A 12,803-nucleotide genomic window follows, 5' to 3' on the forward strand; every position below is an offset into this window, starting at 1 on the left:
ATGTTTTTCGTCGGCATAGAAGAACCTCTCCAGCACAACGAAGTGCTGGACCTAGGCTTGCCTGATGCGCTTCAAACTGATTGCTCGGTGAGAACGGTCAACGATACCCCCCTTCAACTAAACCGTTACACATTCTTTCAAAAAAAGGGACACGACCGCGAGATCGTGGGCCAACTGAAATGGGATGTTTTCCAATCTCTATATGAGACTCTCACGGCCGCATTTTTCTGGAACCGCAAGCGAAATTCTATGTCGGACATTCCAGCACTCGTCCTCGCCAAAAGATTTGAAAAAGAAGGATGGGCCGTACAGGAAGTCGAAGGAATCTTTTCCGCGACAAGTGTCGTGGACTTTCCGACACTGTCACAAATGGAAGCTATTCCACACGACCATTGTGAATGGATCGGCGTCGCATCAGATCAGCCGATACCATCGACACACCTCATTCTGTCGCGAAGTTATAGGAAATTGCTGGTCCATGCGACGAGGCCACCAGATAGAGAGACACTTGAGCGTCTAACCACCCGTAAGCTAGGCCTTCTCCATGCCCCCGCATTCGAGTGGCGAAAGCGGTCTTTCGTCTTTGTGACACCCAAGCGCCTCCATTTCGATGAGCTCTCGAAAAAGTATGCTTTTGAGAAATTTTTCACCGGCGCGGACGCATACCAAACGCTTCTCTATGCACCATAGCTTGCATTCGCTTGCTTTGCCCTTACGAAGCCACTAAATCCTGGCCATGCTTGACGATCTCGACGACATCCACCCGCTGTTCCACGGCGCCCCCTCCACCACGGAGTTCAAAAAGCTGCGCAAGCGGATCATCCGCAATGTGCGCGAGGCAATTGAACAATACGGCATGGTCGAGCGTGGCGCGAAGTGGCTTGTGTGTCTTTCGGGCGGCAAGGACAGCTATACGATGCTGGCCGCGCTCTATGAGCTGAAATGGCGCGGCATGTTGCCGGTCGAACTGGTGGCCTGCAATCTCGACCAGGGCCAGCCGGGGTTCCCTGCGACGGTATTGCCGGAGTTCTTGGAGCGGATGCAGGTGCCGCATCGCATCGAGTATCAGGACACCTATTCCATCGTCATGGATAAAGTACCACAGGGCCGGACGTTTTGTGCGCTCTGCTCGCGTCTGCGTCGCGGCAATCTCTACCGAATCGCACGTGAAGAGGGCTGTACCGCCGTGGTGCTTGGTCACCACCGCGACGACATCCTTGAGACGTTTTTCATGAATCTCTTCCATGGCGGGCGCCTGGCGACCATGCCGCCGAAACTGGTAAACGAAGAGGGCGATCTCTTTGTCTACCGTCCGCTGGCGCATGTGGCAGAGGAAGATTGTGAGAGATTCGCCCGTGCGATGAACTACCCGATCATTCCCTGCGATCTCTGCGGCTCTCAGGACGGCTTGCAGCGCCAACAGGTCAAGCAAATCCTTGATGGCTGGGAGAAAAACAGCCCCGGACGCCGTCAGGTGATGTTCAAGGCGCTGACGAACATCCGGCCCTCGCATATGATGGACCCGAAGCTGTTCGACTTTCTTGGCCTTTCGTTAACGGAGCGCCCTGAAACGGAACCAAATACAGAAAATTCTATTGAAATCCCAAAGTTGCGTTAACCGCACGACTACTTTCTTGGGTCAATGTCCCCGGTGTTGACGGTCAATCGACCATCCACGACACCAGCAATGACTCGGGACAGGACGCATGCAAAGAACCATCGCCGACACGCTTAGCCGCCTGCGCGATGCCCTGACGGGGCCACATACCATCGCCTTTTTGCCAGCACTTTGTCTTGGCGCCTATTGGTATGGCGGGGAAAACATGCTGGTGCTTTGCGCCCTTGCTCTCCCGGCACTTGCAGCGCTGCTGAACCTTGCACCAAACCTTGTGCGTCGCGACACGGATCAAGCCCTTCAGACAACGGATGGCTTGACCCGACTCCCTCTGCGCGCTCGTATTTTGCATACGCTCGATCAAATCCTCGATTCGCGCGATGTCACCGGGCGCACGACTGCCTGCCTTGTTCTCGAAATCGACGACTTCCGTGGGATATGCTCCACATTTAGCGACCCGGCCGGTGACACGATCCTCAAAACCGCCGCGCGCCGCATTCAGGACGTTCTGCGTGAACATGATACCGTTGCTCGACTGAATGGTCCGCGCTTCGCGATTGCTCTGGCGCCGGTCCGTTGTGCCGATCTGGAAACATTGATCCAGCTCTCTTCGCGCATTCAGGCCGCTTTGGCTGAGCCCTATTCGATCGATGCGACGAAAATTTTTGCGACCTGTTCTGTCGGTTTTTGTATGCCCGGTCGCGCGCCGGCTCACTCAGGGCAGGCCTTCCTTGACGCCGCCGAAATCGCGCTGAGCGATGCGCGCCACAATGGCCCCGGCTCCATTCGCGCCTATTCGCCCAACCTCACCCCCCGCACACTTGAGCACGGCAGCCTGAGCGTTGATCTGGGGGCAGCCTTGGAAAATGGCCAGATCATCCCTTGGTTCCAACCGCAAATTTCCACCGACACGGGTGAAGTCTCCGGTATGGAGGCGCTCGCACGCTGGGCGCATCCTGACCGTGGCATTCTCACCCCCGGGCAGTTCATGTCCGATATCGAAGAACTCGGCCTTCTCGAGCGCCTGAATGAGATTGTGCTTTATCACGCACTCATGGCGATCAAGACATGGGACAAAGCCGGATTTCACATTGCCTCCGTGGCCGTCAACTTCTCGCCCACTGATCTGGCCAACCCGAAAATCGTCGATAAAATTCGGTGGGAACTGGATCGGTTTGATTTAGAGCCGTCCCGATTGAGTGTCGAAATTCTCGAGAGCGTCATCTCTTCTTCGGACAACGACACGATCAGCCGCAACATCTGGGCGCTCAAGGAAATGGGGTGCGGTATCGATTTGGACGACTATGGCACCGGCCATGCCTCGATCGCCAATATCCGCCGCTTTGCCGTGAAGCGGATCAAGATTGACCGTTCCTATGTGACACGCTGTGATTTGGACCGAGACCAGCAGAGCATGCTGGCGGCCATTTTGACCATGGCCGAACGCTTGGATTTGGAAACACTGGCCGAAGGTGTGGAAACCGTGGGCGAACACGCCATGCTGGCCCAGCTTGGCTGCGATCATGTCCAGGGTTTCTCCATTTCGAGACCGATGTCTTTTGAAAAAACACTCGGTTGGATGGACAGCCACAAACGCAAATTGGCCCAAACGCCGCAAATCGGACGCCGCGCCAGCTGATCACTTTGCCGCATTTTCCAAAAGAAATGGCCGAAACTGCTTGACGTCAGGCCCTCTGGAAGGTTGAACCACCCGAGACTGAATTCCAACAATCGGGCGGCCTAGATGGACGATCAAAACAAGAACCTGATTCTTGCCATTGTGCTTAGTGGCATCGTGTTACTCGGGTGGACAATTTTCTTCCCGGCGCCAGAGCCCGTAACGGATCCGAATGCTCCGGCCGTCACGCAATCTGCGTCGGATGCCACAGGTGCGACACCTGCGCCATCGGCAGACCCGGCGAGCGATGCTCAGGGCGCGGTGAATGAAACCGCCGCTCAAACCGCAGATGCCCCGCGCATCGCCATCGACACGGCCCGCCTGATCGGTTCCATCTCGCTTGTCGGCGGTCGGATCGACGATCTTTCGCTCAAGGATTACACCGTCGACATCGACAGCGATGAGTTGGTTAAGCTTTTGACCCCCGTCGGGACCGCGACGCCTTATTTTGCGTCCTTTGGCTGGGCCCCGGGTGGCGCACTGAGCCTTGAGGACGTGCCTGGCACCAACACGCTGTGGTCGGTGGAAAGCGGTGAGACGCTGACCTCGGAGACCCCGGTGGTCCTGGTCTGGGACAACGGCAAAGGCGTGACCTTCCGCCGTACGATCGAGGTTGATGAGAATTTCATGTTCTCGGTGACCCAGTCGATCGAAAACGCCTCCGATGCCGCAATTCGGGTCGCCACCAACAACGAAATCGTCCACCTCGGCAAGCCCGAGAACCTCACGCGCCTGCTGGTGCATGAGGGCGCCATTCGCGAAAGCAATGGCACGCTGGAAGAAATCAGCTTCAAAAGCGGTTTTCTGAAAACCAAATTCGACGAGCTGAAAGCCGACCCGCGCTGGGGCGAGCATGCCGAGTTGGAAGAGGTGTCGGAAAACGGTTGGATCGGCTTTACCGATCACTACTGGATGACCACGCTCATCCCGAATGCGACCGACGCCTTCACCTCTGTCGTGACCTATCACGAAGCCAGCGACACCTATAAAACCGTCGCGCGCTATCCCGCCGTGGATATCGCCGCAGGCAGTTCTTACGAGGTGTCTTCGCGCCTCTTCGCGGGCGCCAAGCAATGGGAAACCATCCGCAACTACGAGCGCGAGGGCGGCGTCTACAAATTCAGCGATTCGACCGACTGGGGTCTGTTCTTCTTCATCACCAAGCCGATCTTCCGCATCCTGCATGCGCTGAACGGGCTGATCGGCAACATGGGCTGGGCAATCATCCTTCTGACGGTGATCATCAAGGGCATTATGCTCCCGCTCGCTTATAAATCCTACGTCTCCATGGCACGGATGAAAGAGCTTCAGCCGGAGATGGAAAAGCTCAAGGAAGCCGCGGGCGACGACAAAGAAAAACTCCAACGCGGCATGATGGAGCTCTACAAATCCAACAAGGTGAACCCGGCCTCCGGCTGTTTGCCGCTGTTGCTGCAAATCCCGGTGTTCTTCTCGCTCTACAAGGTGATTCTGGTCACCATCGAATTGCGGCACGCGCCCTGGGTCGCATGGATTCGCGACCTCTCCGCGCCGGACCCCAGCTCGATCCTGAACCTGTTTGGCCTCCTGCCCTACGCGCCGCCGGAGCCCGGTTCGATGCTCGCCTTCATCAGCCTTGGCGTGCTCCCGATCCTCTTGGGCATCTCGATGTGGCTGCAACAGAAATTGAACCCGGCGCCGACCGATCCGTCTCAGGCGATGATCATGGCCTGGATGCCCTGGGTGTTCATGTTCATGCTCGGCAATTTTGCCTCGGGTCTGGTGCTCTACTGGATTTGCAACAACACGATCACCTTCATCCAACAGTATCTGATCATGCGCAGCCACGGCCACAAACCGGATGTCTTTGGCAACATCATGCGCTCGCTCAAACTCAAGAAAAAGGACGCCTGATCAAGGCGTGATCCCGATGGATTTACAATTTCCCATCGCTGAACCAGATGCGGCGGCCCTCGAAAAGGGCCGCTTGCTGTTTGCGGGCGAAACCGATTTTCTCAAAGGCGTCGTCGCCATGGATGGCATGCCGCCAGACGACCGCATGGAGGTCTGCTTTGCGGGCCGGTCCAACGTCGGGAAATCGAGCCTGATCAACGCGCTGACGGGCCGCAAGGCGCTTGCACGCGCCTCGAACACGCCGGGCCGGACGCAAGAGATTAACTTTTTCACCTGTGCCGACAGCCATTACCTCGTCGACCTTCCCGGCTACGGCTTTGCCAAAGCGCCGGTGAAAACCGTCGAGAAATGGCAGCGGCTTTTGAAAGCTTACCTGTCTGGCCGCGCCACCCTGCGCCGGGCTTTCGTGCTGATCGACAGTCGCCATGGCGTGAAAGAAGTGGATGAGGAGATCATGACGCTTCTCGACCGCTCTGCCGTTCCGTTTCAAACCGTTCTGACCAAGGCCGACAAGGTCAAGGAAGCCGAACGCGCGAGGGTCATCGAACAGGTCCGTGGCGCCGTGTCGAAACACCCGGCCGCCTACCCCGAATTGATCGTGACCTCGTCTGAAAAAGGCTGGGGCGTCGATGTTTTGCGCGCGGTGATCGCCACGCTTGTCTGAGCCGCTTGGCCTCAGGCCGGGAAAATTGTATTGAGGTTCAAACCCTCATCTGGATTCCCGAAATGAAGAAGCAAGACATGAACCGAGATTGGATCGCGACCGCCCGCACTCTTTCCCAAGCGCTGCCTTATTTGCAGCGATACGAAGGCGCGACTGTCGTGATCAAGCTGGGCGGTCATGCGATGGGCTCGGATGAGGCTATGGAAGGCTTTGCCCGCGACGTCGTGCTGATGCAGCAGGTTGGCGTGAAGCCGGTGGTCGTCCATGGCGGCGGCCCGATGATCAATAAAATGCTGGCCGATCTCAACATCCAGTCCGAATTCGTGAACGGCAAACGGGTGACCGATAAGGCGACCGTCGAGGTCGTCGAAATGGTGCTCTCGGGCCTCGTCAACAAACGGATCGTGCAGGCGATCAACGGTCAGGGCGGGCGCGCTGTCGGGATTTCCGGCAAGGACGCGAACCTGATGGTCTGTGAGCAAACCGATCCCTCGCTGGGCTTTGTCGGCACGCCGGTGTCGATGAACCCGTCGATCATCAAAGAGCTTGGCGACGAGAACCTGATCCCGGTGATCGCGCCGGTGGGCGCAGGTCGCAATGGCGAGACCTTCAACGTCAATGGCGACACCGCAGCGGGCGCGATTGCAGGCGCGCTGCACGCCGATCGCCTGCTGCTTTTGACCGATGTGTCGGGGGTGAAGGACGGCAATGGCGAGGTGTTGACCTCGCTCAGCTCGCAACAAATCAAAGACCTGACAGAGGCCGGCGTCATCGCGGGCGGCATGATCCCGAAAACCCAGACCGCGCTCGATGCGCTCCGGGACGGGGTGCGGGCCGTGGTGATCCTTGATGGGCGCGCGCCGAATGCCTGTCTTTTGGAGCTTTACACGGAGCATGGCGCGGGGTCGCTCATTCGCGACACGCAGCCGCGCGTGAAGCCGTCAAAGAAAAAATCCTGATGCCCCGCCGTCTGATCCTGATGCGCCACGCCAAATCGGGATGGGACGATCCCCGATTGGACGACATCGACCGGCCATTGAATGCGCGCGGTCAACGCAATGCCGTCACCATGGGCATGTGGTTGAAGGACAAGGGATATATCCCCGATCAGGTGCTGGTCTCTTCGGCCGTGCGCACCCGCGAAACGCTTGAACGCGTCACGCGCGGGCTTGAGTTTTGTCCGCAGGAGACGGTGCTGGACTCGCTCTATCTCGCCTCGGAACACCGCATCATGAGCGCCTTGAAACAGGCGACGGGCGATTGTGTTTTGGTGCTCGCGCACAATCCCGGCATCGGGGAATTTGCGGTCAATTTTGCCTCTCATCCCCCGCTGCACCCGGATTTTCTACGCTATCCGACGGCGGCGACGGCGGTGTTCGATCTCAAGGCTCCGACTTGGGCCGAGGCGCGGCTCGGAGAGAATGAGGTGGCGGATTTCGCAATCCCCCGCGAATTGGAAGCCGCAGACTAAAAAAGGGCGCCGCAGCGCCCTTTTGTTTGGTCTGATGACCGCTCTCAATGACCGAGAATCTGCGACAGGAACAGCTTCGTGCGCTCCGATTTCGGGTTGTTGAAGAACTCTTCCGGCTCGTTCTGTTCCACGATCTGGCCCTGATCCATGAAGATCACGCGGTTCGCCACCTGACGGGCAAAGCCCATCTCGTGGGTCACGCAGAGCATGGTCATCCCCTCTTCCGCCAGCTCGATCATGGTGTCGAGCACCTCCTTGATCATCTCCGGGTCGAGCGCCGAGGTCGGTTCGTCAAAGAGCATGATCCGAGGTTTCATGCAGAGCGAGCGGGCGATGGCCACACGCTGTTGCTGACCACCCGACAGCATGCCGGGGTATTTATGCGCCTGATCCGGGATTTTCACCTTTTCAAGGAAATGCATCGCGATCTCTTCGGCTTCGCGTTTCGGCGTCTTGCGCACCCACATCGGCGCCAGCGTGCAGTTTTCCAGAATGGTCAAATGCGGGAAGAGGTTGAAGTGCTGAAAGCACATGCCGACTTCCGAGCGGATCTTGTCGATATTTTTCAGGTCCGAGGTCAACTCGGTCCCATCGACGATGATCTTGCCCTGCTGGTGCTCTTCGAGCCGGTTGATGCACCGGATCATCGTGGATTTACCGGAGCCCGACGGCCCCGCGATGACAATCCGTTCGCCCCGGTTCACGGTCAAGTTGATGTCACGGAGAACGTGAAATTCGCCGTACCATTTGTTCATATTCGTGATCTGAATGGCCACCTCATCGGAGACGGTCATGTTGGAACGGTCAATGTGACGTTCGACAGCTTGAGACATGGTCGTCTCCTTTCTTAACGATGATCGGTGCGGAGCTTGCGCTCCAGCCACTGAGAATATTGCGACATGGCGAAACAGCAGATCCAAAAGACCAAGCCGATGAAGATGAACAGCTCCCAATAGATGCCGTTCCACGCCGCGTTGGCGCGGATGGCGTTGGAAAGACCCAGCATGTCGTAGATGCCGATGAACATCACCAGCGTGGTGTCTTTGAACAGGCCGATAAAGGTGTTCACGATGCCCGGAATGGAGATTTTCAACGCCTGCGGCATGATGATCAGGCGCTGTGCCTTCCAGTAGTCGAGACCGAGCGCATCGGCTGCCTCGTATTGGCCTTTCGGCAGAGCGGCGAGACCGCCCCGGATCACCTCGGCCATGTAAGCCGACGAGAAGAGCGTCACCATGATGATCACCCGTAGCGTCAGGTCAAACGTCGTGCCCGGAGGCAGGAAGTAGTTCAACAACAGCGAGGCGGTGAACAGAAGGGTGATGAGCGGCACGCCGCGGATGAACTCGATGAACCCCACACAGATGGTTTTCACGATGAACAGGTCCGACTGACGGCCAAGCGCCAAGATGATGCCGATGGGCAGCGAGAGCGCGATGCCGGAGATGCCGATGATCACACAGATCATGAAGCCACCCAAGTCGCGGCTCTGGACCTCTTGCAAATGGCCCAGGGGTGCGACGGCATTGAGGCCCCCGACCACCGACGGGCCGATGAACAGCCACCAGATCAGGGCGACGGCAACAGCGGCAATCGTCGAGAGCGCCATGGAGCCGAAACGATCCACAAGCTTGAACGCTACGCCACCGAGGATGAAACCGACAGCGACCGAGGTCACACCCCAAATCGTGCCGCCCCAGACCAGCCACACGAGCAGGAAGGGGAAGGCCATGGTGAGATAGAGCATCTTGCGCGGCACTTTGTCGAAGAGCACCGGCGCCAGAGAGGCCAGCATCAAGACGAAGGCCAAATTGGCGCGCCAGTATTGCGTCTCCGGGTAGAACCCGTAGAGCAGCTGGTTCCAGCGTTCCGTCAGAACCGCCCAACAGGCGTAATGGGTGTTGCCGAAGCGCTCAGTGAGGATGGTGCGGCATTGCTCCAGAGAGGTCGCATCCCAGACGCCACCGAAAAGCCATGGAAGTGTTCCGGCGAGGATTTTGTAGATCACGAAAATCGACACAATCGTCAGGATGGAATTGAACCAACCGGAGAACAGGTTCTCGCGGACCCAGCGTGTAAACCCGACCTGAGAGCGTGGCGCAGGCTGCTGTTCCAGCATCTCCTTGCGCACATATGAGAGGGAGTTTGTGTTGCTCATCTCAGCGCTCCTTCAGTCTGACGGATTTGTTGTAGACGTTCATGCCCGACGAGATGAGCAGGCTGACGATCAAATAAATCAGCATCATCAAGAGCATACACTCCAACTCCCGCCCCGTGGTGTTGAGCGTGGTGCCACCCAACGTGGACCGGAGGTCCATATAGCCCACGGCCAGAGCCAGCGAAGAGTTCTTCGTCAGGTTCAGATATTGCGAGATCAGCGGCGGGATGATGACCCGAAGCGCCTGCGGCAGGATCACTAGGTTCATCGTCCGCGACGGGCGCAGGCCGAGTGCGAAAGCGGCCTCGGTCTGACCCTTGGAAATGGCAAGGATGCCGGAGCGCACGATTTCGGCGATGAAAGACCCGGTGTAGAAACTCAGCGCCAGCCACAAAGCCAGCATCGAGTTGCGCATGTGAAGACCACCGCCGAAGTTAAAGCCTTTCAGCTCCGGGTACGACAGGGTGATCGGACGACCCATCACGAAATAGACGAGGATCGAGGGCACGAAAAAGATCGCCAGCTTGATCCAGAAATTCGGCAGGATTTGCCCGGTCGTCTCAAAGCGACGTTGGGAATATTTGCCGAACGCCCAGATGCCCAGAAGCGACAAAAGGAAAGTGATGATCACAAAAAGCGATCCATCGCCCCAAACGGGCGCCGGGATATAGGTGCCACGATTGGTCACCGCCACACTGTCCCAAAGCCACATGGAGGCCGCCGGATCTTCGCCCCGAAAGGCGCGCGGCGCGGGCAAGGCTTCGGACAGCACGGCCATGAAGGCGAGAATCCACAAAAGCACCGGAATGTTGCGGAAGCTCTCGACGTAAAAGGTCATGATCCGCGCCGTCAGCCAGTTTTTGGAGAGGCGCAGAACCCCCGCGATGACCCCGATGATCGTCGCAAGGATACAGCCCAGAACGGCAATCAGAAGCGTGTTGAGAAGCCCCACCAATGTCGCCCGCCAATGCGGATCGTCAGAGGTGTAAGGAATGATTTGTTGGTTGATGTCATAGGCCGCACGATTGAACAGGAAACCGAAATCGATGTCCTTACCCAAAGCCGAAAGGTTGATGATCGTGTTGCGAATGAGAAATGCCGCGATCAACATGAACGCCAGCATCGCAATCACCTGAATGGTGATCGAACGATACCGCGTGTCATAGATCAGCTGGCTCAGCCGAAAGCCATGGTCTTCCGGCGTGTTTGTCGCTGTCGTCATGAGTGACGGTCCCCTGTTTAGATATAGCCCCACTGCCGCCCGGATTTTTCCGTTCGCATTTTTGATGGTCTTGAAGTGAGCAGAGCCAGAAAGGCAAAGGGCGCGGAGTGTGATCCGCGCCCTTCCCTTTTGTCAGTCTTAGCGGAAGGGCGGCGAGTAGATCAGGCCGCCTTCGGTCCACTGGGCATTGAGGCCGCGAGCCAGACCCACCGGGGTGTTCTCACCGATGTTCTTCTCGAAGCTTTCGCCATAGTTGCCAACCTGAGTCAGGATGTTCAGAGCCCAGGCGTTGTCGAGACCAAGCATCGCGCCCAGTTCACCTTCGACACCCAGAAGACGGTTGATCTCCGGGTTTTCAGTGCCATTGGCCAGTTCTGCCGCGTTTGCGGAGGTCACGCCGTATTCTTCGGCCGCGACCATGGCGTTCAAAGACCAGCGCACGATGTCGCCCCAGTTGTCATCGCCATGACGCACGAGCGGGCCGAGCGGCTCTTTGGAGATAATCTCCGGCAGAACGACATAGCCTTCCGGGTTCTCGAAGGACGCGCGCGAGGCGGCCAGAGCGGAGGCGTCGGTGGTGTAGACGTCGCAAGCACCGGCAAGGAACTGCGTCTGAGCTTCGGTAAAGCTTTCGACCGGAACCGGCTCGTATTCCATGTTGTTCACACGGAAATAGTCAGCAAGGTTGAGCTCGGTCGTGGTGCCGGTTTCGATACAGACGGTCGCGCCGCCCAGCTCTTTCGCGGAGGACACGCCGAGATCTTTCGGCACCATGAAGCCCTGACCGTCATAGTAGTTCACGCCGACGAAGGTGTTCTTCAGGTCGACGTCACGCGAGAAGGTCCAGGTGGTGTTGCGGGCCAGCATGTCCACTTCGCCGGACGCCAGCGCGGTAAAGCGCACGGCGGAGGTCAGCGGCGTGTATTCCACGGCTTCGGAATCGCCCAGCACAGCAGCAGCCACAGCCCGGCAGACATCCACGTCAAAGCCAACGAATTTGCCGTTTGCATCCGGAGCAGCAAAGCCCGGAGTGCCCGGGTTCACGCCGCATTTCAGAACGCCACGCTCTTTCACGGCAGCCAGCGTGGAGGAATCTTGAGCCATCGCAGTGCCGGCAGCCAGACCTGCCAGCGTCAGCGCGCCAAGAAAAACGGATTTTTTCATGTTTACCTCTTCCTGATAGTGCGCCGTTTGCGGCGCTTCTTCTCCGACCCTCCCTGTTGGGCCGGGGGCGATATCGAAATGAGCAATTGCCCTTTCAATGAGCTTAGTTTGGGAGGATTCATTCCAGAACGTCAAGACCACGATCACGTTTCAGCATGGTTACGCGGCGTTTGATCAAATTGCTCGCAGGAATGCGCGGGAATTAAACGCCCAGCGGCTGCAAGCGCCCTTTAATTGACCACGCGGTAAAACAAAGCCGCCTGAACAAAGCTTTGGCGCTTGATTTCAGCGGCCTCAGCGGCCTCTTCATCCTCGCCCCATTGCTCGATCTGGTAATCCTCATCGACGCGCGAGAGCCGCCAGGCTTCCTCAGCGTCAAGATGCCCCTCCGTCACGGCAAAGCCCAAAATCAAAGAGCCCGAGAGGCTGACGAGGTCATGAAAAGCGGCCAGTTCAAAGGCGGTGAACCCGTGGGTCTTGTCGCGCAGAATCGCCAGAGCGGAGGCAGATTGCGGTGCATGCATGATGCCCGTCCGCGTCTCCAGCCGCGCCCCAAGCGCGCCTTCTGCCCAATCGAGCAGCGGGTCCCAGAGATCGGCTTGGCGGGCGACCAGTTCCTGCGGATGCGCGGCGCGGTAGCACAAAAGATCGCTGTCGCCATAATCCGCCAGCATATCCGCCACCTCAGCGTGCTGGATCGACACCTTGTCGATCGCCGCATTGGCGCCACGAGTCGCGGGCATGGTGTTCGGGTCGATCACGCCGTCCTGCGCCTCCCATTCCGCCGCGACAAGATCGGCCAGCGCACGGGTCGGCAGGATCAGCGGCACCTTCGCAGGCGTGCGCACCGGACGACCATCGAGATGCACCTCAAAGCCCTCCTGCGCCTCTGCCACAACCGTGTCTTTCCAGAACCGTTTCGCTGCCCACTCTGCCAC

General features: G+C 58.1%; 12 protein-coding genes. 7 read left to right on the forward strand and 5 right to left on the reverse strand.

The window, feature by feature from the left end:
* The 7 genes from LC094_RS19370 to LC094_RS19400 all read left to right on the forward strand — a co-directional run bounded on the left by LC094_RS19370 (position 1) and on the right by LC094_RS19400 (position 7,321).
* Positions 1-690, forward strand: coding sequence for a hypothetical protein (locus LC094_RS19370; protein ID WP_226554441.1), 690 nt, complete (start codon positions 1-3; stop codon positions 688-690).
* Between the two features lie 46 nt (positions 691-736).
* Complete coding sequence (gene ttcA, locus LC094_RS19375) at positions 737-1,618, forward strand: tRNA 2-thiocytidine(32) synthetase TtcA (protein WP_226554442.1); 882 nt, start codon at positions 737-739, stop codon at positions 1,616-1,618.
* An 88-nt stretch (positions 1,619-1,706) separates the two neighbouring features.
* The gene (locus LC094_RS19380; protein ID WP_226554443.1) at positions 1,707-3,254 is read left to right on the forward strand and encodes a putative bifunctional diguanylate cyclase/phosphodiesterase; all 1,548 of its coding nucleotides are present in this window, start codon (positions 1,707-1,709) and stop codon (positions 3,252-3,254) included.
* Positions 3,255-3,359: 105 nt separating this feature from the next.
* Positions 3,360-5,186: a membrane protein insertase YidC gene (gene yidC / locus LC094_RS19385; RefSeq protein ID WP_226554444.1), complete on the forward strand. Its 1,827-nt coding sequence runs from the start codon at positions 3,360-3,362 to the stop codon at positions 5,184-5,186.
* A gap of 16 nt (positions 5,187-5,202) precedes the next feature.
* Positions 5,203-5,850: a ribosome biogenesis GTP-binding protein YihA/YsxC gene (yihA, locus tag LC094_RS19390; RefSeq protein WP_226554445.1), complete on the forward strand. Its 648-nt coding sequence runs from the start codon at positions 5,203-5,205 to the stop codon at positions 5,848-5,850.
* Positions 5,851-5,912: 62 nt separating this feature from the next.
* Positions 5,913-6,809, forward strand: coding sequence for an acetylglutamate kinase (argB, locus tag LC094_RS19395; RefSeq protein ID WP_226554446.1), 897 nt, complete (start codon positions 5,913-5,915; stop codon positions 6,807-6,809).
* Positions 6,809-7,321 carry a SixA phosphatase family protein gene (locus LC094_RS19400; protein WP_226554447.1) on the forward strand — a complete coding sequence of 171 codons (513 nt, stop codon included), beginning with the start codon at positions 6,809-6,811 and terminating at the stop codon, positions 7,319-7,321. Before argB ends, LC094_RS19400 begins: the two co-directional genes overlap by 1 nt.
* Positions 7,322-7,365: 44 nt before the next feature.
* On the opposite strand, the gene LC094_RS19405 is transcribed toward LC094_RS19400, so the two are convergent.
* The 5 genes from LC094_RS19405 to LC094_RS19425 form a co-directional block, all read right to left on the reverse strand.
* Positions 7,366-8,154 (reverse strand): amino acid ABC transporter ATP-binding protein, encoded by a 789-nt coding sequence (locus LC094_RS19405; RefSeq protein WP_319003311.1) that lies wholly within the window; start codon positions 8,152-8,154, stop codon positions 7,366-7,368.
* 14 nt (positions 8,155-8,168) lie between these two features.
* On the reverse strand, positions 8,169-9,479 hold the full coding sequence (locus tag LC094_RS19410; RefSeq protein WP_226554448.1) for an amino acid ABC transporter permease: 1,311 nt from the start codon (positions 9,477-9,479) through the stop codon (positions 8,169-8,171).
* Position 9,480: 1 nt separating this feature from the next.
* Complete coding sequence (locus LC094_RS19415; protein WP_226554449.1) at positions 9,481-10,701, reverse strand: amino acid ABC transporter permease; 1,221 nt, start codon at positions 10,699-10,701, stop codon at positions 9,481-9,483.
* A gap of 138 nt (positions 10,702-10,839) precedes the next feature.
* The gene (locus LC094_RS19420; protein WP_226554450.1) at positions 10,840-11,865 is read right to left on the reverse strand and encodes an amino acid ABC transporter substrate-binding protein; all 1,026 of its coding nucleotides are present in this window, start codon (positions 11,863-11,865) and stop codon (positions 10,840-10,842) included.
* Positions 11,866-12,095: 230 nt separating this feature from the next.
* Positions 12,096-12,803 carry an ATP12 family chaperone protein gene (locus tag LC094_RS19425; protein ID WP_226554451.1) on the reverse strand — a complete coding sequence of 236 codons (708 nt, stop codon included), beginning with the start codon at positions 12,801-12,803 and terminating at the stop codon, positions 12,096-12,098.

The organism is Celeribacter naphthalenivorans (genome assembly GCF_020524585.1).
GTDB classification, from domain to species: Bacteria; Pseudomonadota; Alphaproteobacteria; order Rhodobacterales; family Rhodobacteraceae; genus Celeribacter; species Celeribacter naphthalenivorans.

Coding starts and splice junctions, on each gene's coding strand:
- ttcA (WP_226554442.1), top strand. CDS start 737: ATGCTTGACGATCTCGACGACATCCACCCGCTGTTCCACGGCGCCCCC.
- LC094_RS19415 (WP_226554449.1), bottom strand. CDS start 10,701: ATGACGACAGCGACAAACACGCCGGAAGACCATGGCTTTCGGCTGAGC.
- LC094_RS19380 (WP_226554443.1), top strand. CDS start 1,707: ATGCAAAGAACCATCGCCGACACGCTTAGCCGCCTGCGCGATGCCCTG.
- LC094_RS19400 (WP_226554447.1), top strand. CDS start 6,809: ATGCCCCGCCGTCTGATCCTGATGCGCCACGCCAAATCGGGATGGGAC.
- LC094_RS19420 (WP_226554450.1), bottom strand. CDS start 11,865: ATGAAAAAATCCGTTTTTCTTGGCGCGCTGACGCTGGCAGGTCTGGCT.
- yihA (WP_226554445.1), top strand. CDS start 5,203: ATGGATTTACAATTTCCCATCGCTGAACCAGATGCGGCGGCCCTCGAA.
- LC094_RS19410 (WP_226554448.1), bottom strand. CDS start 9,479: ATGAGCAACACAAACTCCCTCTCATATGTGCGCAAGGAGATGCTGGAA.
- yidC (WP_226554444.1), top strand. CDS start 3,360: ATGGACGATCAAAACAAGAACCTGATTCTTGCCATTGTGCTTAGTGGC.
- argB (WP_226554446.1), top strand. CDS start 5,913: ATGAAGAAGCAAGACATGAACCGAGATTGGATCGCGACCGCCCGCACT.
- LC094_RS19405 (WP_319003311.1), bottom strand. CDS start 8,154: ATGTCTCAAGCTGTCGAACGTCACATTGACCGTTCCAACATGACCGTC.
- LC094_RS19370 (WP_226554441.1), top strand. CDS start 1: ATGTTTTTCGTCGGCATAGAAGAACCTCTCCAGCACAACGAAGTGCTG.